The 24,544-nt window shown below is 43.0% G+C and carries 24 protein-coding genes; 6 read left to right on the top strand and 18 right to left on the bottom strand.

The annotated features are described in order from the left end of the window. Positions 1-43 precede the first annotated feature (43 nt). The 7 genes from rnhB to yaaA all read right to left on the bottom strand — a co-directional run bounded on the left by rnhB (position 44) and on the right by yaaA (position 5,767). On the bottom strand, positions 44-637 hold the full coding sequence (gene rnhB, locus BS636_RS10650; protein ID WP_099338738.1) for a ribonuclease HII: 594 nt from the start codon (positions 635-637) through the stop codon (positions 44-46). Between the two features lie 71 nt (positions 638-708). Then, on the bottom strand, positions 709-1,092 hold the full coding sequence (locus tag BS636_RS10645) for a hypothetical protein (protein WP_099338737.1): 384 nt from the start codon (positions 1,090-1,092) through the stop codon (positions 709-711). 122 nt (positions 1,093-1,214) lie between these two features. Next, positions 1,215-1,562, bottom strand: a complete 348-nt coding sequence (locus BS636_RS10640; RefSeq protein ID WP_099338736.1) for a hypothetical protein — start codon at positions 1,560-1,562, stop codon at positions 1,215-1,217. 55 nt (positions 1,563-1,617) lie between these two features. Further along, entirely contained in the window at positions 1,618-2,625 is a 1,008-nt protein-coding gene (locus tag BS636_RS10635; protein WP_099338735.1) for an adenosine deaminase, read from the bottom strand. Positions 2,626-2,702: 77 nt separating this feature from the next. After that, on the bottom strand, positions 2,703-4,025 hold the full coding sequence (locus tag BS636_RS10630; RefSeq protein ID WP_099338734.1) for an NCS2 family permease: 1,323 nt from the start codon (positions 4,023-4,025) through the stop codon (positions 2,703-2,705). A gap of 406 nt (positions 4,026-4,431) precedes the next feature. Beyond that, positions 4,432-4,593, bottom strand: a complete 162-nt coding sequence (locus BS636_RS16305) for a hypothetical protein (RefSeq protein WP_171266010.1) — start codon at positions 4,591-4,593, stop codon at positions 4,432-4,434. A 391-nt stretch (positions 4,594-4,984) separates the two neighbouring features. Continuing rightward, positions 4,985-5,767, bottom strand: a complete 783-nt coding sequence (gene yaaA / locus BS636_RS10625) for a peroxide stress protein YaaA (RefSeq protein ID WP_099338733.1) — start codon at positions 5,765-5,767, stop codon at positions 4,985-4,987. 125 nt (positions 5,768-5,892) lie between these two features. Here yaaA and BS636_RS10620 point away from each other — a divergent pair, with 125 nt between their 5' ends. Then, entirely contained in the window at positions 5,893-6,522 is a 630-nt protein-coding gene (locus tag BS636_RS10620; protein ID WP_099338732.1) for an alpha/beta hydrolase, read from the top strand. Between the two features lie 54 nt (positions 6,523-6,576). Here the strand turns inward: BS636_RS10620 and BS636_RS10615 are convergent, their stop codons facing one another. From BS636_RS10615 to pheA, 4 genes are all read right to left on the bottom strand, one after another. Further along, entirely contained in the window at positions 6,577-6,942 is a 366-nt protein-coding gene (locus tag BS636_RS10615) for a hypothetical protein (RefSeq protein WP_099338731.1), read from the bottom strand. A gap of 100 nt (positions 6,943-7,042) precedes the next feature. Then, positions 7,043-9,289: a bifunctional prephenate dehydrogenase/3-phosphoshikimate 1-carboxyvinyltransferase gene (locus BS636_RS10610; protein ID WP_099338730.1), complete on the bottom strand. Its 2,247-nt coding sequence runs from the start codon at positions 9,287-9,289 to the stop codon at positions 7,043-7,045. Between the two features lie 3 nt (positions 9,290-9,292). After that, positions 9,293-10,384, bottom strand: a complete 1,092-nt coding sequence (gene hisC / locus BS636_RS10605; protein WP_099338729.1) for a histidinol-phosphate transaminase — start codon at positions 10,382-10,384, stop codon at positions 9,293-9,295. A 65-nt stretch (positions 10,385-10,449) separates the two neighbouring features. Further along, positions 10,450-11,559, bottom strand: coding sequence for a prephenate dehydratase (gene pheA / locus BS636_RS10600; RefSeq protein ID WP_099338728.1), 1,110 nt, complete (start codon positions 11,557-11,559; stop codon positions 10,450-10,452). A gap of 485 nt (positions 11,560-12,044) precedes the next feature. Here pheA and BS636_RS10595 point away from each other — a divergent pair, with 485 nt between their 5' ends. Continuing rightward, positions 12,045-12,563, top strand: coding sequence for a DJ-1/PfpI family protein (locus tag BS636_RS10595; protein WP_099338727.1), 519 nt, complete (start codon positions 12,045-12,047; stop codon positions 12,561-12,563). 81 nt (positions 12,564-12,644) lie between these two features. On the opposite strand, the gene BS636_RS10590 is transcribed toward BS636_RS10595, so the two are convergent. Both BS636_RS10590 and BS636_RS10585 read right to left on the bottom strand, forming a co-directional pair. Further along, positions 12,645-13,787 carry an acyl-CoA dehydrogenase family protein gene (locus BS636_RS10590; RefSeq protein ID WP_099338726.1) on the bottom strand — a complete coding sequence of 381 codons (1,143 nt, stop codon included), beginning with the start codon at positions 13,785-13,787 and terminating at the stop codon, positions 12,645-12,647. Positions 13,788-13,953: 166 nt separating this feature from the next. Further along, a complete protein-coding gene (locus BS636_RS10585) occupies positions 13,954-15,297 on the bottom strand; it encodes a dicarboxylate/amino acid:cation symporter (RefSeq protein ID WP_099338725.1) in 1,344 nt (447 codons plus the stop codon). Between the two features lie 413 nt (positions 15,298-15,710). Here BS636_RS10585 and BS636_RS10580 point away from each other — a divergent pair, with 413 nt between their 5' ends. After that, a complete protein-coding gene (locus BS636_RS10580) occupies positions 15,711-16,712 on the top strand; it encodes a glycosyl transferase family protein (protein ID WP_099339650.1) in 1,002 nt (333 codons plus the stop codon). Between the two features lie 61 nt (positions 16,713-16,773). Here the strand turns inward: BS636_RS10580 and BS636_RS10575 are convergent, their stop codons facing one another. Then, positions 16,774-17,046 (bottom strand): YeaC family protein, encoded by a 273-nt coding sequence (locus BS636_RS10575; RefSeq protein WP_099338724.1) that lies wholly within the window; start codon positions 17,044-17,046, stop codon positions 16,774-16,776. A 3-nt stretch (positions 17,047-17,049) separates the two neighbouring features. Further along, entirely contained in the window at positions 17,050-17,952 is a 903-nt protein-coding gene (locus tag BS636_RS10570) for an NAD(+) kinase (RefSeq protein ID WP_228206897.1), read from the bottom strand. A 226-nt stretch (positions 17,953-18,178) separates the two neighbouring features. Here BS636_RS10570 and mrcB point away from each other — a divergent pair, with 226 nt between their 5' ends. Together mrcB and BS636_RS10560 are read left to right on the top strand one after the other, a co-directional pair. Further along, entirely contained in the window at positions 18,179-20,572 is a 2,394-nt protein-coding gene (gene mrcB, locus BS636_RS10565; RefSeq protein WP_099338722.1) for a penicillin-binding protein 1B, read from the top strand. 13 nt (positions 20,573-20,585) lie between these two features. Beyond that, complete coding sequence (locus BS636_RS10560) at positions 20,586-21,125, top strand: hypothetical protein (protein WP_099338721.1); 540 nt, start codon at positions 20,586-20,588, stop codon at positions 21,123-21,125. A gap of 29 nt (positions 21,126-21,154) precedes the next feature. On the opposite strand, the gene BS636_RS10555 is transcribed toward BS636_RS10560, so the two are convergent. Continuing rightward, positions 21,155-22,054: a thiamine phosphate synthase gene (locus BS636_RS10555; protein ID WP_099338720.1), complete on the bottom strand. Its 900-nt coding sequence runs from the start codon at positions 22,052-22,054 to the stop codon at positions 21,155-21,157. Positions 22,055-22,196: 142 nt separating this feature from the next. On the opposite strand from BS636_RS10555, the gene hemP reads away from it, so the two are divergent. Further along, positions 22,197-22,367: a hemin uptake protein HemP gene (gene hemP / locus BS636_RS10550; RefSeq protein WP_004784247.1), complete on the top strand. Its 171-nt coding sequence runs from the start codon at positions 22,197-22,199 to the stop codon at positions 22,365-22,367. Positions 22,368-22,442: 75 nt separating this feature from the next. On the opposite strand, the gene BS636_RS10545 is transcribed toward hemP, so the two are convergent. Both BS636_RS10545 and BS636_RS10540 read right to left on the bottom strand, forming a co-directional pair. Then, positions 22,443-23,765, bottom strand: coding sequence for a sensor histidine kinase (locus BS636_RS10545; protein ID WP_099338719.1), 1,323 nt, complete (start codon positions 23,763-23,765; stop codon positions 22,443-22,445). A gap of 8 nt (positions 23,766-23,773) precedes the next feature. Then, the gene (locus BS636_RS10540; protein WP_099338718.1) at positions 23,774-24,439 is read right to left on the bottom strand and encodes a response regulator transcription factor; all 666 of its coding nucleotides are present in this window, start codon (positions 24,437-24,439) and stop codon (positions 23,774-23,776) included. Positions 24,440-24,544: the final 105 nt, after the last annotated feature.

Below are 24,544 nucleotides of genomic sequence, written 5' to 3'. Positions count from 1 at the left end.
CTTAGACATTATATGTATTTATAAAGTATTTTTTATAAACACCTTATAGCTCTAATTCACTCTGTTCCTGCATGGCTGCAATGGCTTTACGTACTGGACCAAAACTGCGTCGATGTTCGTCAATCACCCCATGTAAGGCAATTGCTTCAAAATGCGCCTTGGTTGGATAACCTTTGTGCTTGGCGAAACCGAATTGTGGGAATTTCAGATCCATCTCAATCATCTGATGATCACGAGTCACTTTAGCCAGAATACTCGCTGCTGAAATCTCGGCATGGAGTGCATCCCCACCGACTACTGCATCACAGCTCATCGCCAGACCTTGAGGAATCTTGTTGCCATCGACCCGTACATGATCAGGCTGAATATTTAAAGCTTCTACAGCGCGGCGCATCGCCAGTAAGGAAGCTTGCAGGATATTATGCTCATCAATTTCTGCAGCAGATGTTTCAGCAATTGCCCAGGCCAGCGATTTTTCCTGAATCTCGACAAACAGCTTCTCACGTTTCTTTTCGGTGAGCTTTTTTGAGTCATTCAGACCTTCAATCGGATTATTTGGATCAAGAATGACCGCAGCCGCCACCACTGAACCGACCAATGGGCCACGCCCTGCCTCATCTACACCTGCAATTCGCATCATCTTTCCTTCAATTATTCAGCCCAAATATAAAAGCGGCCGAAGTGGCCGCCAATTTAAGCAAATTCAGCTTAGTTTTTCAAAACTTCAACAACACAAGCATTGAGCGAGTTAGCCACAACTTTAGCAGCCAGAGTTGCTTGGGTAGTTTTGTCCATTGCTGCTACAACTAGATCCGCTGCAGTTACGCTGGTAGTCGCTTTTTCAGCAACACATGAACACACTTCTGTTTGCAGTTCAGACTGTTGAGTCTGAGTCATGATTTTAGAAGCAGTTTTCCAATAAGTATTGTTATTGATTTCAGTGACGCATTTTGCCTGCACGCCTACTTTCACAGCAGCCATTGCCAAGCCGTTCGCTGTAGATGCAGCAGTTGAACCTGTTGTACCGTCAGTGGTAACACAAGCAGTTAAAACAAAAGCCATCGGTGCAAGTACAGCTGCTAATTTTTTCACTGTAAATCCTATGTGGTGAATTAAAGATGCACTATTTTGCCGAAAATTACAGCGTGAATAAATCACTATTTCAGTCTAGCCAGTCAGTTGCACAATTAAACAATGCTCGTATTAAAAGCACCCTATTTCATCAATTCCTGTACACAGCCTTTCAGGCTATTCGCTACGGCTTGACGCGCCAATTGGTTTTTGGCTTCTTCATTTACCGTGGCTTTAAGCAAAGTCGTTGCAGGAATATCTTTCAGCGCTTTTTCACCGACACAGTTGCAGACATTGTGTTCCAGCTTAGCTTTATTGGCATCCTGCATTAGAAAGGTCGAGACCTTCCAGACTTTGGAATCTTTTAGTTCCTGACCACATTGATAGGCAATCACTGGTTTTAAAGCTTTCTGGGTCAGGCTCATATCGGCATGGCTATTGGTCCAGAAAGCCAAACCAGCCACGGACAATGCCATAATATATTTTTTCATCAATCTACTCATTCAACAGAAAAAGGCAGAGCAAACTCCACCTTTTATAACAATTTTAATTAAAAATTAAAGCTTTGATCTTGCTAATCCAGTTTGCCTTGTCCGCTTCACTAATAAATGAAGCCTCAAATGAATTGATTGCCAACTGTTTTAGCTCGTCATTACTTAGATCTAAAGCCTCAGCAATGGCAATGAAGTTGTCATTCATATAACCACCAAAATAGGATGGATCATCTGAATTGACAGTTACATGCACACCCTGCTGTAACAGGCGATGAATGTTATGCTTTTTCATATCATCCACTACACATAACTTTAGGTTGGATAGTGGACATACCGTCAGTGGCATTTTTTCTGTAATCAGACGTTGCATTAATGCCGGATCTTCCTCAGAACGCACACCATGATCAATACGATTCACTTTCAGCAGATCCAAAGCTTCCCAAACATATTCAGCCGGGCCTTCTTCACCCGCATGCGCCACGATCAGAAAACCCGCTTCACGTGCTTTGGCGAAGACACGCTCAAACTTAGAGGGTGGATGGCCAACTTCACTCGAATCCAACCCTACCCCAATGATTTGATCTTTATATGGCAAAGCCTGTTCTAATGTTTCAAATGCTGCTTCTTCACTGAGATGACGCAGGAAACACATGATCAGATGTGAAGTAATGCCAAGTTTGTTCTCTGCATCCACACAGGCACGTTGCAAACCATTGAGTACCGTTTCAAAAGCAATACCACGATCAGTATGGGTTTGTGGATCGAAGAACATTTCGGTATGCACAACATTGTCTTCGGCGCATTTTTCAAAATATGCCCATGCCAGATCATAAAAATCCTGTTCATGAATCAGAACATTGGCACCGGCATAATAGATATCCAAAAAGGATTGCAAGTTATGGAAGTTATAAGCCTGTCGCACTTCCTCTACCGACTGATAAGGAATGGCAATTTCATTACGCTGTGCAATCGCAAACATTAACTCAGGTTCAAAAGTACCTTCAATATGCACATGCAGCTCTGCCTTCGGCATCGCCTGAATCAACTCAAGACGGTTCATCGCTACTCCTGATTAAACCTGAGAAAAATAAAAAAGGGCGCAAACTGAGTTTACACCCTTTCTGAATTTGACAAAAATTAGCCGCCAAACATCCAGAACTTCAATGCCCATAATACGGCAATAATCCATACCATGTACGGTACAGTTGATGCTTTACCAGTCAGCAATTTGATCAATGCATAGCTGATGAAGCCCATTGCGATACCATCTGCAATTGAGTAAGTGAATGGCATAAACACAATGGTCAAGAATGCTGGAACTGCTTCAGTGATATCTTCCCAATCAATATGAACGATACCCTGAATCATCAACACACCAACGAACAGCAAGGCTGGTGCAGTTGCAAAGCCTGGTACGGATTGTGCCAATGGTGCCAAGAACAAGCAGGCAATAAACAGTAAGCCAACAACAACAGCAGTCAAACCAGTACGGCCACCTGCTGCTACACCCGCAGAAGATTCGATATAAGGTGTTGTTGATGAAGTACCAAGTGCCGCACCCGCAACAATTGCAGAAGAATCGGCAAATAGTGCTTTTTTCAGACGTGGTAATTTGCCATCTTTTAACAGGCCTGCACGGTGTGAAACACCGACCAGCGTACCAGTCGAGTCAAACAGATCCACCAGGAAGAACACGAAAATCACGCCGATCAGGCTGGCAGTAAACAACCCCTGGAAGTCCATTTGCAGGAAGGTCGGAGCAAGTGAAGGAATCTCACCAACTACGCCTTGGAACTGGTTATAGCCTAATGCTGTAGAAATTGCAGTGATCACCAGAATACTGATAATAATTGCGCCACGCACTTTGAAGTGATGCATCACGACTACGAGCAGGAAGCCTAATAGCGCAAGCATAACTGTTGGCTGTTTCAAATCACCCAGACCGACTAAGGTCGCTGGATTATCAACAATAATACCTGCATTCTTCAGGGCAACTAACGCCAGGAACAGACCAATACCACCACCAATCGCCAGTTTTAAGGACATTGGAATGGCATTGACAATCGCCTCACGTATTTTGAACATACTGATGGCAATGAATACCAGACCTGACACAAAAACTGCGCCCAATGCAGTTTGCCATGGCACACCCATTCCCAAACACACAGAATAGGTAAAGAAAGCGTTCAAGCCCATGCCGGGTGCAAGCGCAATTGGATAGTTCGCTACAAGGCCCATCACCAGACAGCCGATCGCGGCTGCAAGACAGGTTGCAACGAAGACAGCCCCATGATCCATTCCTGTTTCGGATAAGATCATCGGGTTGACAATAATGATGTAACACATCGTTAAGAATGTAGTCACACCTGCAAGAACTTCTGTACGGAAACTGGTTTTGTTTTCACTCAGTTTGAACAGACGTTCCAGCATGTTTTCGGAAGATGGATTAGGAGTCGTCATGACCTAGCCCCTATTGAGTAAACTTTATGCCTGAGCATTCCTTAAAATCCATATACTTTATAAGTAAAGGATTTTGCGGATGAGTTAGCAACGAATATGCCAGCATCGCTATTCGACGGGTCACGTAATCTTAAAACACAGTGAAAAATTAACCGTGAATTAAGATCCAAAAAAACTAAACAAAAAAGCTGCATAACCTTATGCAGCTCATTAATAAATGAATTGAATCAATTATTTACAATAACTTAAACCTGATCCAATTTTTCGTTTTCAGAATTATAACACATTGATTTTTTATTGTTTCTAAAATTTAAATTTAATTATCTATTCACTTCTTAACTGTTCAGTCATCTAATAAATGCAATTAATTTTATGCAGTTAACAGCCTTCTAAACCCTATAAAACCTTAATGACGAATATGCTTGGCTTCAATTGCCTGCAAGGAACTCTTGGCATCTTCAATGATGCGAAGCACTGCTTGCTGGCGCTTATTTTCAATTTGTTTATAGACACAATACCCCAGAATACCCACCACTAGCGCGCAAACAGGGATTACATAACTTTTCATAATTATATGCATTCTTTTACATTTTTAAGATTGTGTGGACAAATTATCAATTAATCATGTGACAAAGTAGGTGAGAATTTATATGAATTGTAATCTATGTTATGAATCTGTAATTTGATTTATTTTAGGGCACTAAATTAATCCCCTTCTAATTGCTTGCCATAATCGTTAACAGAGCCATTTACCTTGTGCTACTTGAATCTTCAACCATTACCCTCTGATATTTGAACAAAAGTTAAATGCTTCCCTTTGAAATTAATGCATCTTTTTATAGCAAAGTTCTTATTTCCAAGAAATAAAAATTCAAAATATGCACTTTTTTAATACTTTATTATTCATGCATAAAAAAAGACCACCTAAAGGTGATCCTTTTTTAATTCATTATGTCTACTTAAGCAGCCAGCTGTTCATCACGCTTAAAGACCAGTTCACCTTTCAGGGAACTCTCCGCATCAAAGTAATAACCTTCAGTATTAAAACCTTTCAAGCCTTCTACCCGATCAATCTGGTTTTCAATAATAAAACGCGCCATCAGGCCACGGGCTTTTTTGGCATAGAAGCTAATGACTTTGTATTTGCCATTTTTCTGATCTAGGAATACTGGCTTGATAATCTCTGCTTGAATTTTGCTTTCCTTCACAGATTTGTAGTATTCATCCGAAGCAATATTCACCAAAAGCTCTGAATTCGCAGCTGCAAGATCATGATTAATCAGCTCAGTAATGGTATGCCCCCAGAACTCATACAAGTTATGACCACGCGGATTAGCAAGTTTAGTTCCCATTTCCAGTCGATATGGCATCATCAGATCAAGTGGACGTAACAGACCATATAAACCGGAAAGCATACGCAGATGATCCTGTGCATAATTAATATGATCATCTTTCAGGTTATAAGCATCTAAGCCAGTATAGACATCACCCTTAAAAGCAAAAATCGCTTGTCGTGCATTCGACAGATCAAATTCTGGTTGCCAGTCACGGAAACGCTCAACGTTAAGTTTGGCAATTTTTTCACTTACCGACATCAGGCTGGCAATTTCTGTTGCTGATAACTTGCTAGCAACTTCTATCAATTCCTGGGAATGTTGCAGCAATCTTGCTTGGGTATGCTGATCTGTTGGTAGAGATGTTTCGTAGTCGAGAGTTTTTGCAGGGGAAATTAATGCGAGCATAGCCAACCTGGTTAAAAAGTGATTAATCAAACTATATCAGTCAAGTTATTTTAATTCCAATTCATGTTTTTGCTTAATACAATCGTTAAAATATACCTTTCTCTCCCTCATTTATCGATTCTCCTATGTCCGAGCAAATTTTCCTTCAGGGTCCTGCAGGTCAAATAGAAGTTTTTGTGGATTATCCTCAGGGTGAAGTGAAAGGATTCGCGGTTGTATGCCACCCCCATCCATTGCAAGGCGGCACGCCCCAACATAAGGTTCCAGTATTGCTGGCACAAATGTTTTTAGAGCGTGGTTGTGTTGTTTATCGTCCAAGTTTCCGTGGTTCCGGTCAAAGTGAAGGCGTTCACGATGAAGGCTATGGTGAAACTGAAGATACGCTTGAAATCATTAAATTTGCTCGTAGCCAGCATATCGGTCTGCCATTTTATGCAGGTGGTTTTAGCTTTGGTGCACATGTAATGGCCAAAAGCTATGCAGTTTTGCCTGTAGAACTGCAACCAAAGCAGATGATTTTATGTGGCTTACCAACTGCGACTGTGGCAGGTTTGCGCCACTATGTGACACCGCATATTAAAGGTGACATTCTATTCCTGCATGGCGAAGCCGACGATGTGACCTTATTGTCAGATCTGATCGAATGGGCCAAGCCGCAGCGCCACTTGCTCACCATCCTGCCTGGTGCCAACCATTTCTTTACTGGTTATCTAAAACAGATGCGTATTGCGATTACGCGCTTTTTAACGTTGTAAAATGATATCAATAAAAAAAGCGGCTTAACGGCCGCTTTTTTGTTTTGAAAAGACTTAGTTCTTCCACTCGAATTCAGTAAAGCTTTCTTGTTCCTTGAGTGAAGCTTCTACTGCCTGCGCTAACTGATTAAGCAGGCTCTGTTCGGTAATTCGATCCAGCCAATCTTGCCCTTCATCCGGATAAGATGCAATTTCACAGACAAAATGCCCTTCACTGTCACGACTTTCACAGCTCACTGAAAGTGGTAATGCATGCTCATCGACTGCAACAGCGACTTGTCCACCACTTTGTGGCAGCGTTTGAAAGCCATATTTTCCGAGTTCGCCCGCAAGAAATTGCGCGACATACTCCTGGGTCTCACGACTGTCCTGTAATTGTTGCTGGCTTTGAGTATTGGCCATAAATTTTAATTTTCGCATCGCTACATCCAAATGGCTTTTTTCTTGTATGGGTTTAGCATAAGCCAATATAAACAAAACAGCCAAGCAAAAGCTTGGCTGTTTCATATAAATTTTAGAATTATTCTGTCACTTCAATCGCCAGTCCGGCTTGAGAAGTCAGTTCAGTGAACGTCGGGAAGCTGGTTGCGACGGTTTCAGTGCCCACAATCTTAATTTCACCTGAGTTACGCAGGCCTGCAATCGAGAAGCTCATCGCAATACGGTGGTCATGATGTGATTCGATTTCACCACCAGTAAAGATTGGTGACCAGTCGCCTGTCTTACCTTTACCTTCGATGATGATGCCGTCATCAGTTGGTGTGCAGTCAATACCCATGGTTTTCAGGCCATCTGCCATAACTTGGATTCGGTCTGATTCTTTCACACGCAGCTCAGCCGCACCAGTTAGAATCGTTTGACCTTCTGCACATGCCGCAGCAATGAACAGTGCCGGGAATTCATCAATTGCCAATGGTACTTGATCTTCCGGCATATGAATGCCTTTCAATGTACGTGTACCACGAATACGAATATCAGCAATCGGTTCACCGCCGGCAATACGTTCGTTTGCAACTGTGATGTCGGCACCCATCTGTTTCAGAATTTCAATCACACCAGTACGAGTCGGGTTAATGCCTACCGCTTCTAAAGTCACGTCAGCATTTTCAGTGATTGCCGCGCCGACCATAAAGAAAGCCGCAGATGAAATATCCGATGGCACTTGGATATTAGTACCTACCAGCTTGCCACCACCTTGCAGTGAAATACGGTTACCTTCAGTTTTCACATCATAACCAAACGCACGTAACATACGTTCAGTATGGTCACGGGTTGGTTCTGGTTCTGTCACAGAAGTTTCACCTTCCGCCCATAGACCAGCCAGCAAGATCCCTGATTTCACCTGAGCTGATGCCATTGGCAGGTCGTATTGAATGCCTTTTAAGTTCTGATTACCGGTAATCGATACTGGTGGTGTACCACGTTCACCCGTAGTCTGGATTTGCGCACCCATTTCACGTAATGGCTTGGCAATACGCTCCATTGGACGTTTAGACAGCGATGCATCACCAGTCATCACCGAATCAAATTTCTGCGCTGACAACATGCCAGAAAGCAGACGCATCGACGTACCAGAGTTACCCATATATAGCGCAGACTGTGGTGCTTTCAGGCCTTGCATGCCTACACCGTGAATAGTCACTTCACCATTTTTCGGGCCTTCAATGCTCACACCCATATCACGGAAAGCTTGCAATGTTGCTAAAGCATCTTCACCTTCAAGGAACCCGGTCACATGCGTGGTGCCTTCAGCGATGGCACCAAACATAATGGAACGGTGTGACACAGATTTGTCACCTGGCACAGTAAATTTACCTTGGAATTTCTTGGCACCCGGCTGAATGGTAAATTGTTGTGTCACGTTATTTTTCTCCATGAAAGGTTTCTTGGCGAGCATATGGTTGAAATGCTGGCGAGCTGCCTGTGCATGTCCCAATAAGCCCATTAATGCTTGGGAATCTTCATCTTCGATCAGCTTGCGGATAATTGCCAGCTGTGCCTCAAAGCCATCCACGGCACTGAGAATTGCTTTTTTATTGGCAAAAAAGATATCATGCCACATTTGTGGATCACTGGCAGCGATGCGCGAAAAGTCGCGGAAGCCACCGGCAGCATAACGAAAAATATCCAGATTGTCTTCGCGCTTGGCCAGTTGTTCGACCAGGTTAAAGGCCATCAGATGCGGAAGATGACTGGTGTGGGCCAGCACTTCATCGTGCTTTTCCACATCCATGCAAATCACTTCCGCTTTTGCCGCTTGCCACAGTTGAATCAGTTTATCGACGGCCCACGCTGCACTCGTCGGTAACGGCGTCAAAATCACCTTGTGATTGGCAAACAGATCGACCTTACCTGCATGCACACCGGTATGTTCCGCACCGGCAATTGGATGCCCCGGCACAAAGCCTGCTGGTAATGCGTCACCAAATACAGCTTTGGCTGCATCTACCACATTGCCTTTGGTACTGCCCACATCAGTAATAATGGTACCTTCAGCTAAATATGGCTTGATGGTTTCCAATACCTTTTGCGTTGCACGTACCGGTAAAGCCAGAACGATCAGATCTGCACCTTTGACGGCGTCCACAGGATCCGCATATGCCTGGGAAATTAATCCCAAGGCTTTGGCATCTTCCAAGGTTTTTTGTGAGCGGGTCGATGCCACGATGTCATTGGCTAAATGCTCGGCCTTGATGACACGCGCCAGACTTGAACCAATCAGGCCAAGTCCGATAAAGGCAACTTTTTCAAACAGTGGCTGCGACATAACTTAAGCTTTCGCCTCTAAACCTAGTACTTTTCCCAATGCAGTCAGGAACTTGGCATTTTCAGCTTCCGTACCAATCGATACGCGCAGGTGATTCGGAATACCGACTGGACGTACGATCACACCTTCTTTGAGTAACTTGTTAAATGTTTCTGCTGGATCAGCTTGTACATCGACCAAGATGAAGTTAGCACGAGATGGTACATAGTTCAGGCCCAAAGCTTTAAAGCCAGCTTCTAGCTGTGCCATACCCGCTTTATTCACTTCACGAGATTTCTCAATAAATGCTTCATCTTTCAGTGCAGCAACGGCAGCAACCATCGCCAAATGGTTAACGTTGAATGGCTGACGGATACGGTTCAAGAAGTCAGTTACTTCAACAGATGCCAGTGCAAAACCAACACGAAGCGCAGCCAAACCATAGCATTTAGATAAGGTACGGCTCACGATCAGGTTTGGATATTGTTGAAGGAATTTCAGGCTGTTGAAGTTCTCAGGGAAATATTCTACATACGCTTCATCTAGCACCACGATCACATTCGCAGGAACTTTCTGCATGAACGCTTCAAATTCAGCTTCTTCAAACCATGTCCCTGTCGGGTTGTTTGGGTTTGCGATGAAGATCAGTTTGGTATTGTCTTTAACTGCAGCCGCCATTGCTTCAAGGTCATGCGAGAAACCTTTTGCTGGCACTTCAATCGCTTCAGCATTAATCGCTTGAGTTACCAATGCATAAACTGCGAAGGCGTGCTGGCTATAAATCACTGAATCTTTATCTGAGACAAAAGTATGCGCAAAAATTTCCAGCAGGTCGTTTGAACCATTACCCAAAGTAATCTGGTCATGATTAAAACCAAATTGTGCCTTAATCTGATCTTTCAGGATAAAACCACCACCATCAGGATAACGCCCAATTTCTGCCAGTTCTGCAGCGACTGCTTCTTTGACCTTATCGGAACAACCCAATGGGTTTTCATTTGAAGCAAGTTTCACGATATCAGTGATACCTAACTCACGTTCAAGTTCACTGATTGGCTTACCTGGTTGGTATGGCTTTAACTTTGAGATGCCTTGATTGGCTGGCACGAACGACATTTTATACTTCCGATTTACGTGTGAAACAGCGGTCAGCACCCTCGCACTGACCACAGATGGCTGACTTAAAGTACAGCTTGAGGATATGAACCCAATACGCGAACTTCTTTCACCAATGGGCGGATTTCTTCAATCGCAGCTTTAACATGCTCCTGATCGATATGACCTTCCAGATCGATAAAGAATACATAAGCCCATTTTTCAGGAAGTGCAGGACGAGTTTCAATACTTGTTAGACTAATGTTGTGCTTGGCAAATGGTGCAAGAATTTCAAGCAATGCACCGGCACGATCATGTGCTGACACCAGCAGTGAAGTTTTGTCATTACCGCTTTGTGGCACTTTTTCACGACCAATCACCAGGAAACGTGTGGTGTTTTCCGGATTGTCTTCGATATTGCTGTGCATAATCTCTAGATTATAGATATTCGCAGCAATTTCAGAGGCAATCGCAGCAGAATGCCACTCATTTTGAATACGGCGTGCTGCTTCAGCATTTGAGCTAAGCGCTACACGCTCCACACCTGGATAATGGGCATCTAACCATTTACGACATTGTGCAAGTGTTTGCTGGTGCGCATAGATCTGTTTGATGCTGTCTTTACGGGTATTTTCGGAAATCAGGAACTGATGGTGAATCGGTAGTTCAACTTCACCAATCACATTCAAATGCGAAGTCTTGAAACAATCTAAAGTATGGTTCACCACACCTTCAGATGAGTTTTCAACAGGTATCAGACCATAATGCGCACTGCCTGCTTCTACTTCGCGGAACACTTCATCAATGGTTGGCAATGGACGTACCACAGCATCATGACCGAAGTGTTTTAAAACTGCTGAATGTGTATAGGTACCAACAGGCCCTAGGAAAGCAATACTTTGTGGTGCTTCAAGTGCTAAACAAGCTGACATGATTTCACGGAACAGACGGGCCATGGTCGTATCTGACAATGGGCCTTCATTGCGTTCCATAACATTACGCAAAACCTGCGCTTCACGTTCAGGACGGTAAAACAGTGGATTCTCTTCCGAAGCAAACTTTGCCTTTGCTACAGCTTCTGCTAAACGCGCACGGCGGTTGATAAGTTGCTGAATTTGCTGATCAACTGAATCGATATCTTCACGAATCTTAGCCAAATCAAGAGAAGTCGTAGTGTTTTGATCGTCGTTGATCATTGTTATGTCGCCCTTCATAAACCGTAACTGTTTCAGTATAACAATAGTAAGCTTTGAAATGTTACGCAATATGACTTTGTCTTATAAAAGTCAGTTATTTATGCGTCGCCTAACCACTCATCGTATCTGCAATGTTTGGTAACATTTTCCACAGCATTTTCAGCAAAAATTACATTATCAAATTGTAAAGTTTGCTTCAGCATCTTAACTGATTTTAGGATAGATGAATTATCACTATTTCTTAATCTATATAACGGTTTTAACTATAAGAAAAATCATGCTCACAGCTCTAAATCAGCGATAGACGGTAGTTCTCACATAATCCATAGTTCATTTAAAAATCACCGCTGAAAATCCTGCCTCTATGCGATTTTTACTTGTTTTAACAGACATTTTTACATTTAACACGTATTTCTTTACAAAGTAGAGACGATTTTCAAACCTTCTCTCGCTAGTCTGTTTAAAACTTAGGCGGGAGTAAATACATGCCAAAAAGAATAGCCGTGCTGGTCACGCATAATTTTGATGATCAGGAATATTTTGAACCTGTAGAAGCATTTCGTGCTGCAAGTCATAGCATCTGTAACATTGACCATGAGGCAGGCACAGTGATTTATGGTCGGGAACATACAGCTTCAGTGACGATAGACGAAAGCGTTGACCAGATCTGCGTCGATGATTTTGATGCTTTACTGATTCCGGGCGGAGAATCACCTCTTAGCTTCACTTCAGATGCTGTCGTTCTCAAGCTGATTCAGGAATTTAATGCAGCCAATAAAACCATTTTTAGTATTTGTGATGGCTCACTGCTTTTGGGTGCAGCGGATGTCCTTAAAGACCGAATCATTACCAGCATTCGTGACCATGCACATTGGCTGCAAGATGCCGGCGGTCGTTATTATGATGTGGAGCTGGTCAATGACAATAATCAGTTAATTTCTTCACGTGCACCAGATGATTTACCGGTATTTATCGATGAGTGTTTGGAAGTATTAAGGTCTTAAACATGATAAAAGTGATTTGCTCCCTCGCATAAAAATGAGCCCTTATAGGCTCATTTTTATTAAATATAATTTTAAAGGCTCTTAGCGCCCTAACAGGCTACGCGCCACGATCTCTTTCATGATCTCATTGGTACCGCCGTAAATACGCTGAATACGCGCATCGACAAAGAAACGTGAAATCGGATATTCCGTCATATAGCCATAACCACCAAACAGCTGTAGCAAATTATCTGCGATTTTCATCTGCATATCGGTCGAGAAGCTCTTTAAAGCCGCTGCCGTTTCTACATCAAGCTTGCCCTGCATATATAGCTCAACATTCTGATTATAAAATGCCGCTGTCGCCAGCTCATCAATCTTGGCTTGAGCTAGGACAAAACGGGTATTCTGGAACTGACCAATCTGCTGACCGAAAGCTTGACGCTCTTTTACATAAGTTGTGGTGATATCAATCGAACCACGAATTGCCCCCAAAGCAGTTGCAGCAATGGCAGTACGCTCACGTGGTAACTCTTGCATCAGATAAGCAAAGCCTTGTCCTGGCTGCCCCAGTAGCTGGTCTTTCGGCACTTTGACATTATCAAAGAATAGCTCGGAAGTATCCTGTGAATGAAGGCCAATCTTGTCCAGATTAGTGCCCTTTTTAAAACCGTCCAGATGCGTATCCACTAAAAGTAATGAAACGCCTTTAGCACGCGCCTGTGGATCGGTTTTCACTGCAAGCACGACTAGATCTGCATGTTGACCATTAGAGATAAAGGTTTTAGAACCATTTAGCAGATAGTGATCATCTTGCAAAATGGCGCTGGTACGTATCGCCTGCAAATCAGAACCGGCACCCGGCTCGGTCATACCAATCGCACCGACCACCTCACCTGTAACCATTTTAGGCAGCCAGTATTTCTTCTGTTCTTCAGTGGCGATATGCAGGATATACGGTGCAGCAATATCAGAGTGACATGACAAACCAATCGAGATGGCACTAAAACCTGCGCGTGCAGATTCTTCAAGCAGCATTAATGAGTAATGGGTAGGTACGCCGTAGCCACCATATTCTTCTGGAATATCAACGCAAAGAAAACCATTTTCACCCAGCGCACTCCAGACCGAACGTGGAATCTTGCCCTCACGCTCCCATTGCTCATAGTACGGCGCAATCTGTTCGCTCATGAAGCGTTTAAAGTTATCGCGGAATAATTCCAGGTCTGCATCATATGCCAGCATTGTTCTATCCTTGTTGTGTTTATCATTATACTTCCACTGACAGGCTAGCGATTTTTAGTCGAAGTGTCATGGGCTGATATGATTTATTTTCAAACTTTACAGTCAATTTATTTTAATAAAAATTAAAAAAGGAAGCCGAAGCTTCCTTTTTATACACAGACTAAAATCAGTGAGATTTAATGCCTTCTTGCTGCATTAATTCATCAATTTCAGCTGGATTATTCAATGCATAATCCAGTTTTTCTTTATCTAATTGACCTACCCATTTTGCTACTACAAGCGTTGCCAATGAGTTACCAATCAAGTTAGTCAGCGCACGTGCTTCAGACATGAAACGGTCAATACCCAAGATCAGTGCCAGACCAGCAACTGGAATATGACCTACAGCAGACAATGTTGCAGCCATCACGATAAAGCCAGAACCTGTTACACCTGCTGCACCTTTAGAAGAAATCAGCAGTACCAGCAATAAAGTGATCTGATGTGATACATCAAGCTGAGTATTGGTTGCTTGTGCAATAAAGACTGCAGCCATGGTCAAGTAAATAGACGTACCATCCAGGTTGAATGAATAACCTGTTGGAATCACCAGACCTACGACTGATTTTTCTGCACCTGCCAGTTCCAGCTTTTTCAGCATACGTGGCAATACAGATTCAGAAGATGAGGTACCCAGTACAATCAGCAACTCTTCGCGGATCAAACGGATCATTTTCATGATACTGAAGCCAGTGAAACGTGCGATCGAACCCAGAATAAGGAAGATAAACAGCACACAGGTCAGGTAGAAGCACAGGATCAATTGACCCAGCTGCGCAAGAGTACCAATACCATATTTACCGATCGTGAATGCCATAGCACCGAATGCACCGATTGGCGCAAGTTTCATGATCATATTCACGATGTTAAAGAATACATGTGAAATTTGATCGATGAATTTAAGTACTGGTCTACCATTATCACCCAATTGATGCAGGGCAAAACCAAACAGAATCGCGAATAGCAATACCTGAAGGATTTCACCTTCAGCGAATGCACCCACTACGGTGTTTGGAATGATATTCATAAAGAAATCAACCGTAGACTGTGATGCACCAGATTCTACATATTTAGAAATTCCGGCAGTGTCTAGCGATGCTGGATCAACGTTCATGCCTGCACCAGGCTTAACCACATTGATCACGAACAGGCCGATCACCAAGGCAATCGTTGATACGATTTCAAAGTACAGTAAAGCAATACCACCGGTCTTACCGACAGATTTCATGCTTTCCATACCTGCAATACCACTTACCACGGTACAGAAAATGACTGGTGCGATGATCATTTTGATCAAGCGAATAAAGCCATCACCCAACGGTTTTAGCTGTTCGCCTAGACCCGGAACATATTGCTCAGCACCATTGATAATTTGCGTACCGCTTGGTGAGAAGTGACCCACAAGGATACCGGCAATAATGGCAACAATCACTTGAAAATAAAGTGACTTATAAATAGGTTTTTTAGCCATGATATTCATTCACGATCTACTTCGAGAGGAAGTAATATTTAGTTTTCGTTTATTAAAAAATAACAAACGTCCTATGCCTTGATTGTCGGAGACAAAAAGCGCCTAAGTACCGAGAAAAATCTGATACTAAAAAATCGAATGTGTATGTGTGATTAACAATCACAGGAGCACTACGCTTAACAAAAAGTCAGTGCATCGATCAGGAGATGAAGCAAACACAAATAACTAGGATAAATTTTACCTGCTTTTTCAACTTTAGTTCTAGCCTAAATGTTAAATTTGATTAAATAATAAACAATATATCTTAGACTATAGTCTTATTACCCTATAATAAACCTGCAAAATAAGGCAGTGAAATACCAATATCAGCGTAAAATATGTTGATATTTAATGAATATAATCGATGCATGATCATGACCACGAAACGAAATATCTATAAAGATGCTGAGCACCCATTTGCACAATTTATCCGCATTATTGGCAAAGGAAAGAATGGTGCACGCTCGCTCAGCTATGATGAAGCCTATCAAGCCTTCAGTATGATTTTGAAAAATGAAGTGCTGGATGTTCAACTCGGTGCCTTCCTGATGCTTCTTCGGGTAAAAGAAGAATCAGTTGAAGAACTGGCAGGTTTTGTTCAAGCAACCAAGGATCAGCTTAACTTTAAAACTTTGGATGTAGATCTGGACTGGTCATCTTATGCAGGTAAGCGTAAGCACTATCCATGGTTTATTCTGTCTGCCCTCACCTTAGCCAAGCATGGTTATAATATTGTGATGCATGGCGCTTCAGGCCATACCCTGAATCGGGTCTATACCGAACAGGTATTAGCCTACTTAGGCTATTCAATTTGCCAGAGTGATGCTGAAGTTGAACAACAGCTTAAAGCAAGACATTTTGCTTATCTGCCTTTAGACGTAATTTCACCAATTCTGGCTGAGCTAATTAGTCTACGTAATGTCATGGGCCTGCGCTCCCCGATTCATACTTTGGCTCGTCTGATTAATCCATTTAATGCCAAGGTGACTTTACAGGCAATTTTCCATCCGGCTTATCGTGGGTCACATCAACGTGCTGCTTTCCAGCTCGGTTATCAGAATAGTGCCGTGATTAAAGGTGAAGGTGGTGAATTTGAGCGTAATCCAGATGCCAAGACTTTAATTTGTGGTATCAAGAATGGTGAGCTTTATGAACATGAATTGCCTAAACTAACCGACAACCGTAGCCCAGTTGAAGAAGAGCTGGACCTGGCAATCTTTAAAGAAGTCTGGGATGGCAAGCGTTCACACGAGTATGGCGAAATCGCGGTGGTTGAAACTATCGGTATTGCGCTATATACGATGCAAGTATGTAACAGTTACGAAGCAGCGATGCAGAAAGCTAAAGAGCTCTGGAATACGCGTCTTGCGGTTTGACCAAAGTCATTTATTTCAGACATTAAAAAAGACCACCAATGTGGTCTTTTTTGGGTTTCAATTAAACGAAACGAATTGGCTTGAATTCCGGTTCATTCTTGTGATGGTCATCATCACATTGTTCACCTTCTTCTTTAGTACCACGGTCGATGTAACCACTGCGTTCAGTTTCAGGCAGATGTTTGATCTCCCAGGCATACACAGCTTGCATACACGTCTTACGTTGCTCATCCGTTAGTGCCACACCATTTGGCCATTTACCGATTTCAATCGCAGTACGCAGTCGGTCTACAATCTCAGGATTGAGCATAGAAAGCATTTGTTCAATATTCATGATTTAATCCCGATTCTGATAATCAAAGTCTTGGTTCCAGCCGAGCTTGGTTCGACACGCCATATAGAAGTCATAACCCGGTGGATGTAAGAGTTGCAGTTTAAATGGGTGTTTGCGAATGTGGACCGTATCTCCCACATTCAAAGAGATACTGTGTTGTCCATCTGCACTAACCATCGGCATCACGCGATTTTTACGAATCACCAGTTTAATTTCGCTTTGCCCCCCAACCACAATTGGTCGGGATGACAGGGTATGCGGATGCATCGGCACCAGCACAATCGCATCCATACTTGGATGCACAATTGGACCACCACCGGAAAGTGCATAAGCTGTTGAGCCGGTTGGTGTCGATACAATCAGACCATCACTATGCTGACGATAGACATATTGTCCATCAATATTCAGCTCAAAGTCGATCATATGCACGGACTTACCTGAGTGTAGTACCACATCATTCAAGGCAATCGCATCATGAATGATCTCGCCTTTAGACCGGATTTCCAGTTCTAATAGGAAACGTCGCTCAAGCTGAAATTCACCTTTGAGCACCTGATCTAGCTTAAAGATCACTTCTGTCGGCTTGATATCGGTCAGGAAGCCCAAGCGACCACGGTTCACACCGATGACAGGAATATTATATTTAACCAGTGCCCGGGCAGCATGTAGCAATGAACCATCACCACCGACCACGATTACCAGATCGACCACTTCGCCCAGCAAGGCGCGGCTGACCGTCTGGGTATTTTCATAAGGTACCAGCGCAGCGGTATCTGCATCGAAAACGGGATGCAGGCCCAGGTTCAACAAATGATCATGAATAAGACATAAGGTTTCAACTACTGAAGATTTATCAGGACGTCCTACTAACCCGATATTTCGAAATGTCTTATGTGAAATTAGCACCAGTCTCGTCGCTCCGCTACGAATCGTCCCTATAATAGCATTAAGCTCTGGTTGGTTGACAATTTTCCCTTGGTTTTATGTATAAGTAGAGCAAGTTCGAAATAATATTACATAGACTAAGTGTATTTTTTAATTGATATTTTTTAACCAATTTCTTATTAAATATTGCAAATTCCCTAAAAGCTTCGCATGATTAGCAGAATTTTACAGACTCTTATCATAATTTATGAAGTATGAACGTGGTTTGGGGTTTATTGCCTTAATCTTTTCCGTTTTGGTCATATCAGCCTTTGTTGCCTTTAGTATCTATCTGATTCGTCTAGATAATATTGTACGTGATAAATTTGAAGGCCAGCGTTGGGACATTCCTGCGAAAGTCTTTGCACGCCCGATGGAAATTTATGTCAATGCACCAGTCAGCCAACAGGATCTTCAGGAAGAGCTAAAACTGCTCGGATATAAGAGTGCTGCAAGCTATACCCAGTCCGGAAGTTATGTCACTTCTGGCGATACGATGTATGTCCATACCCGTGGTTTTGACTTCGGTGATCGGGTTGAACCTGAGCAGATTTTGAAAGTCAGCTTTAATGCTGAACAGATTAATGATGTCAGTGCCACCAAGCCATCGACTTCCGGCATTGCCCGTCTAGAGCCTTTATTAATTGGCGGAATTTATCCCCAACATAATGAAGATCGGGTACTGATTAAGCTGAATAAAGTGCCTAAGCCTTTAATTGAAGCCCTGATCGCGACAGAAGACCGTAATTTCTATCGTCATCATGGTGTTTCCATCCGTGGACTAGCACGTGCGGTGGTAAGTAATATCACTGGTGGTACCCGTCAGGGTGGTTCAACTCTGACCCAGCAGCTGGTGAAGAACTTCTATCTGACACCAGAACGCACCATCAAACGTAAAGTCAATGAAGCGCTGATGGCGCTGTTAATTGAACTGCATTATGACAAGGATGAAATCCTTGAAGCCTATTTAAATGAAGTGAATTTGGGTCAAAATGGTAATTATTCCATTAATGGCTATGGTCTAGCTTCCCAGTTCTACTTCGGTTTGCCACTGCGTGAATTAAATATTGCTCAACAGGCTTATCTGGTTGGCTTGGTTCAAGGTCCTACCCTATATAACCCTTGGCGTAATTCTGAAGCAGCGAAAAGACGCCGTGATATCGTGCTAAACAATATGCTGGTGATGGGTTATCTGACCCAGGATCAGTATGAAACCGAGAAAGCACGCCCTCTCAATGTCATTACAAAACCAACCATGGGTCCAGCGCGTTTCCCTGACTTCCTGGATATCGTGCGTCGTCAGTTACGTACTGAATATCAGGAAGGTGACATTACCAATCAAGGCCTGCGTATCTTTACTACGCTAGATCCATTAGCCCAGACCCGTATTCAGGAAAGTTTTAAAAATACTGTTGCGAGCTTAAGCAAATCAAATCCGAAACGCTTAAAGGACCTACAAGGCGCAGTACTGGTAACGCATCCTGAAAATGGTGAACTGATTGCCGCAGTTGGTTCGACTCAAGACTTTACTGGTTTTAACCGTGCCCTGGATGCTAAACGTCAGGTCGGTTCATTATTGAAACCCGTGATTTACCTGACTGCGCTTGAATCGAATCGTTATCATTGGGGTAGTCCGATCGAAGATAGCGAGCTGAGCATTCAAAGTGATGGTAAAGCCTGGACGCCAAAGAACTATAGTGGCCGTCCGCATGGTGTGGTTCCAATGTCACAGGCATTGGCAAATTCCTATAACCTGTCTGCAGTACGTTTGGCGCAGGAATTTGGCATGTCGACCTTTATCAATCATCTGAAGAAATTTGGCGTGACCTCTGATATTCCATCCTACCCTTCAATTTATCTGGGTGCGGTAGATATGTCGCCGATGGAAGTAATGAGCCTATATGGCAACTTCGCTACTGGCGGTTTCAAATATCCAGTCAAAGCTATTCGTTCGGTGGTCGATGCTAATGGTCGTCTAGTTGATCGTTATGGTCTGACAGTTCAACCAACAATTGATCCTGCTTATGCCTATCTTCTGAACAATGGTTTGCAACAGGTGATGAGCAGTGGTACCGGTCAATCTGCTTATAACGCTCTACCACGTAATCTGGGTCTGGCAGGTAAATCAGGTACTACCAATGATACGCGTGACTCATGGTTTGCAGGTTATTCAGGTAATTATTTAACTGTGGTCTGGTTAGGTCTAGATGATAATAAAGTCACTGGTCTAACCGGGTCATCAGGTGCATTACCAGTCTGGACCAATGTCATGAAGCAATTGCGTCAGAAGCCAGTGAATCTGCATCAACCGAGTGAAGTGCAATGGCAATGGGTCGATCGCGCGACAGGTCATTTGTCTGCCCAAGGCTGTGAAGGTGCCATGTATATTCCGTTGACGCGTCACAGCATGCCAAATCAGGCCACTGCATGTGGTGCATCACATTATGCCCCTGCTCCACATACAATCGATTCAGAGGAGCCACAAGGCCCTTCTGATCAAAGTGATGAAATTGGGATCTGGATTGAAGAAACTGAAACGGAAAACCAACGGGATTCTTCACAAGATACACGTATTATCTCAAGCGGTAGTTATTCACACTAATTGAGTGAGATATATGTTTCATAAAATCCTGATTGGTACAATTTTAGTTGCTTTAGTCGGCTGTCAGGCAATAGAGCCGGAACCACCTGTTCCCGCTAAACCTGCGCCTGCAAAACCACGGGTACAGAAATCAGATGGCGTGGTGATTACGCCTTATGATCATCCGGAAATCAAACGCCAAAAAGTGGTGGTGCCGCAGCAGAAGCCTAAAGCACAGCAGTTTGATGATGGCCGTCAGTTACCTGCTTTCAAGAAATTGATGCAGCAAACTCAGGCGGCATATAAAGCACAAAAGTTTGATCAGGCTGAAGCCTATGCCACCCAGGCACAACGACTGGCGCCGCAGTCGTCTGAAACCTATCTATATTTAGGTATGGTAGCGAATCGCAAAAATAAACCAGCCAATGCACAGGCTTTTGCCCAGCGTGGTCTTACTTATGCACAAAGTAATGCCATGAAAAAACAGCTCTGGCAGGTGATTCTTAAAGCAGGTCAGCTGCAAAAGAATCCTCAGACCATTCAAAAAGCACAGAAGGCCTTAAGCGTTCTTTAACTCTTAATTACTTTTAGTAATTAACTTACCTATATTCCGCGAATGCCTGCGATTCCGTAGGCATGATGGGATTGAGCTAGATTCAAATCTTCTTTTTTGATGCCACCAAGTGCATAGGCAGGAATCTGAATCTGTATAGTAATCTGATCAAAGGCAGCCCAACCCAATGGTTCTACTTCCGTGTGGGTTGCTGTTGGCAGCACAGGACTCAGGAAAATTGCTTCACAGCCAAGCTGTTCTGCTCGCTGTGCAGATTCAAGATCATGACAGGCAGCAATATAACGCTTACCGATGACCCGATCATTATCACTCACTTGATTCAATTGTCCTTGTTTAAGATGCAAAGTTTTAATACCTTGCTGTTGCTGTTCATTTAACAGGAGATATAGCTCATAATTAATAATTAATTTTGATAATTGTTCTGGAGCTATCATTTTTAGCTTTTCTGTCTGTTCTGGATTTGCATCTACACGCCAATACAACATTTGCTCTGAACTTAATTGCTGCAGATCTACCAGCTCACTGCTGATTTTAATCATCTGCGGCCATAACAGCTTTTCTAAAATCACATCATTGGCTTTCGGAAAATTCAGCTGTTGCAATTGTTCACGGCTATACCAGTTCCATGGCTGTTGAATCTGGGCCAATTGTGCCTCAGCAACACTGGCATGAAATAAATGCAGATGTACAATCACATCTTCATATTCATGCCGAATAAAGTCAAAAGCATGCCAAAGCTCGATATCAATGCCAACTTCTTCCTGGATCTCACGACGACAGGCCTGAACAGGAGTTTCATTATCCTCTACTTTGCCGCCAGGGAATTCATGCTTATTCCCCTGATGCAGTTTCGCTTCCCGCCAGCCCACTAATACCTGATTTTGATGAAATAATAAGGCAATTGCGACATGAATATTTGGTTTGGACATAAGAAGTTAAAATGGCTGGAAATATTACAAATTGTAAGCGATCATGGCTTTTTTAGGAATTACAAAAGTTCGGCATTGACATATCTATTCGATAATGATTATCATTTAAACCAATCCAAAAACATACCACGGAGTCGATGGAATGAACGCACCATTTAGCCTTTTTACACGTAATAATGACACTCAGCATGCTTTACCAATGTTGCATTCAAATAATCTGTTCGCCCTCGGTCGCGAGATTCGTATCATGCATGCCGGTGAAGAATACCGCTTACGTCTGACCCGAAATAATCGCCTTATTCTCACTAAATAATTTAAAATAACGCCCAGAGCAAACGTGGTAATCAGCAGTATGAATCAGCGCGTACTGCTTTTTTATTCCATCAATTTAATAATTTTGATCAAAAATTAATACTACTTTGAGCCCACCAAGTTCAGAGTGTGTAAACTGGATCTCGCCTTGATGCAGTTGCATGATTTTCTGACAAATCGATAGCCCTAAACCTGATCCTTGAGTTTTAGTGCCCAAAGCTCGATAAAACCGTTCACCGAGTCGCTGTAAGGTTTCCTCAGAAATTCCCTCTCCTGAATTTTCGATCACTATCTCTGCTTTATTGCCCTGATGATCACACTGGATCAACACTGTACCAGTAGACGGCGTATATTTAATGGCATTATCAATCAGGTTTCGAAGGCAACTAAAGATGAGTTCAGCATTTCCTGAAATATCAGCGGGATTAAGCTCAAGTTTTAGGTTTAGCTGTTTTTCTTCTACAAACGGCGCAAGTGTTTTTAATGCATCCTGAATCAGTTCAGGTAAATTAACCTTTTGTAGAGGCAGATTTTGATTCTGTTCCGGATCCAATCGAGCTAGTAATAAAAGATTTTCTAGAATCTGTGTCCCACGACTCACATCTTTCTGAATCTGCATTAGATCCTGAGGCAATGTTTCATGTGCTTGATATTTGCGTTTTAATACCTGCAAGCGCATCTGAATTGCAGAAAGTGGCGAGCGTAGTTCATGTGAAGCATCCGCAGTAAATCGCTGTTCCGCAGTCAAGGACTGTTCTACCCGACCCAGCATCCGGTTGAGCTGACTGATGATCGGTTGCAGTTCGGCAATTTCTGGTGTTGGCGATTGGACTGGACTCAAATCCTGCGCTGACTTGGAAGCAATATCCTGTGAAATCCGGTTGAGTGGCATTAACTGACGCTTGATCAATAAATGCAATAACAACCATTGCACTAGCCATAGCAGGATAAGAATCACTGCAAAGCCCAGAATAATATTCCAAATCCGTTTAAAACGTATCGATACAGGCTGTATGACTTGTACCTTGAGTCCTTCATCTTCAGCGACTAAGGTTCGTAATAACTGACCGTGTTCAAACTGGAAATGGATACCTGAAGAATGACGCAGCTGATGTTGCAATAGATCTTGTTTTTCGGAAGTGGTTAGCAGATCCTGATCCAGCCAAAGTCGATACTGGATATCAAATTCTTCACTAATCTCATCTACATTTCGACCCTGCGCTTGAGTTACATCACCCAGTAATAGTTCCGAGATTTCTTCCATCAGCTCATCATGCATCTGCATCGATTGATAACCAGAAATACCCAGCAATAGCAACCAGGCCAGACAGCCGGCCAGAATGGAGCTATACATGGCATTCTTGATCAGCTTGTATTGCAGTGAAATCACTTGAGCCATAAATAAGTCTAACCTTCAGCCTTATGCATACGATAACCCAGACCACGTATGGTCTTGATCATCTGAGTGCCGATCTTCTTACGCAGTTGATAAATAAATACCTCAATGGCATTACTCTCAATTTCATCACCCCAAGCATAGAGAGATTCTTCCAGCTGTTCCCGGGTCACGACATGCTCTGGCTTTTGCATCAGCTTATGCAGAATCTGAAATTCTTTGGCGGTTAAATTGACCAATTTACCGGCTTTGGTCAGGGTTTTGGCCTGTATATCCAGTTGCAGGTCTTCCCAAATCAGTAAATGACTCTGATTTTTTTGTTGCAACCGAATCTGGGCACGAATTCGTGCAGATAACTCTTCCAAGCTAAAAGGCTTGACCAGATAATCATTAGCACCCAGATCCAGTCCTTTTACCCGGTCATCAATACTGTCGCGTGCAGTAATAAAAATGACTGGCGTATCTTTCTGCAGCTTACGCAATGTTGTCAGAATCTGATCGCCACTGGTCTGTGGCAAACCACGATCTAGTAACACACACTCATACTGATGCTGTTCAATCGCCAGAATAGCATGATCCCCACGCTCCACCCAGTCAATCACATAGCCATCCATTTCCAGCCAGGTCTGGATGCTTTCTGCCTGGGAGGCATCATCTTCTGCCAAAAGAATACGCATAAACTTTTCCCTGATGTTTTAAGCTATCATGATGAAATGACAATAAAAAAAGCCATATGCTTTGTGTAATATCGCATATGGCTTTTTTCGTCCAGGCTTTTTCTG

Source organism: Acinetobacter sp. LoGeW2-3 (assembly GCF_002688565.1).
Classification (GTDB): Bacteria; Pseudomonadota; Gammaproteobacteria; order Pseudomonadales; family Moraxellaceae; genus Acinetobacter.
The sequence above is the reverse complement of the archived record's forward strand: the minus strand, read 5'-3'. Positions and strand labels throughout refer to the sequence as shown.

Excerpts from the sequence above, each read along its gene's own strand:
- rnhB (WP_099338738.1), bottom strand. The coding sequence starts at position 637 with ATGCGAATTGCAGGTGTAGATGAGGCAGGGCGTGGCCCATTGGTCGGT.
- BS636_RS10640 (WP_099338736.1), bottom strand. The coding sequence starts at position 1,562 with ATGAAAAAATATATTATGGCATTGTCCGTGGCTGGTTTGGCTTTCTGG.
- BS636_RS10635 (WP_099338735.1), bottom strand. The coding sequence starts at position 2,625 with ATGAACCGTCTTGAGTTGATTCAGGCGATGCCGAAGGCAGAGCTGCAT.
- BS636_RS10630 (WP_099338734.1), bottom strand. The coding sequence starts at position 4,025 with ATGACGACTCCTAATCCATCTTCCGAAAACATGCTGGAACGTCTGTTC.
- BS636_RS16305 (WP_171266010.1), bottom strand. The coding sequence starts at position 4,593 with ATGAAAAGTTATGTAATCCCTGTTTGCGCGCTAGTGGTGGGTATTCTG.
- yaaA (WP_099338733.1), bottom strand. The coding sequence starts at position 5,767 with ATGCTCGCATTAATTTCCCCTGCAAAAACTCTCGACTACGAAACATCT.
- BS636_RS10620 (WP_099338732.1), top strand. The coding sequence starts at position 5,893 with ATGTCCGAGCAAATTTTCCTTCAGGGTCCTGCAGGTCAAATAGAAGTT.
- BS636_RS10615 (WP_099338731.1), bottom strand. The coding sequence starts at position 6,942 with ATGCGAAAATTAAAATTTATGGCCAATACTCAAAGCCAGCAACAATTA.
- BS636_RS10610 (WP_099338730.1), bottom strand. The coding sequence starts at position 9,289 with ATGTCGCAGCCACTGTTTGAAAAAGTTGCCTTTATCGGACTTGGCCTG.
- hisC (WP_099338729.1), bottom strand. The coding sequence starts at position 10,384 with ATGTCGTTCGTGCCAGCCAATCAAGGCATCTCAAAGTTAAAGCCATAC.
- pheA (WP_099338728.1), bottom strand. The coding sequence starts at position 11,559 with ATGATCAACGACGATCAAAACACTACGACTTCTCTTGATTTGGCTAAG.
- BS636_RS10595 (WP_099338727.1), top strand. The coding sequence starts at position 12,045 with ATGCCAAAAAGAATAGCCGTGCTGGTCACGCATAATTTTGATGATCAG.
- BS636_RS10590 (WP_099338726.1), bottom strand. The coding sequence starts at position 13,787 with ATGCTGGCATATGATGCAGACCTGGAATTATTCCGCGATAACTTTAAA.
- BS636_RS10585 (WP_099338725.1), bottom strand. The coding sequence starts at position 15,297 with ATGGCTAAAAAACCTATTTATAAGTCACTTTATTTTCAAGTGATTGTT.
- BS636_RS10580 (WP_099339650.1), top strand. The coding sequence starts at position 15,711 with ATGACCACGAAACGAAATATCTATAAAGATGCTGAGCACCCATTTGCA.
- BS636_RS10575 (WP_099338724.1), bottom strand. The coding sequence starts at position 17,046 with ATGAATATTGAACAAATGCTTTCTATGCTCAATCCTGAGATTGTAGAC.
- mrcB (WP_099338722.1), top strand. The coding sequence starts at position 18,179 with ATGAAGTATGAACGTGGTTTGGGGTTTATTGCCTTAATCTTTTCCGTT.
- BS636_RS10560 (WP_099338721.1), top strand. The coding sequence starts at position 20,586 with ATGTTTCATAAAATCCTGATTGGTACAATTTTAGTTGCTTTAGTCGGC.
- BS636_RS10555 (WP_099338720.1), bottom strand. The coding sequence starts at position 22,054 with ATGTCCAAACCAAATATTCATGTCGCAATTGCCTTATTATTTCATCAA.
- hemP (WP_004784247.1), top strand. The coding sequence starts at position 22,197 with ATGAACGCACCATTTAGCCTTTTTACACGTAATAATGACACTCAGCAT.
- BS636_RS10545 (WP_099338719.1), bottom strand. The coding sequence starts at position 23,765 with ATGGCTCAAGTGATTTCACTGCAATACAAGCTGATCAAGAATGCCATG.
- BS636_RS10540 (WP_099338718.1), bottom strand. The coding sequence starts at position 24,439 with ATGCGTATTCTTTTGGCAGAAGATGATGCCTCCCAGGCAGAAAGCATC.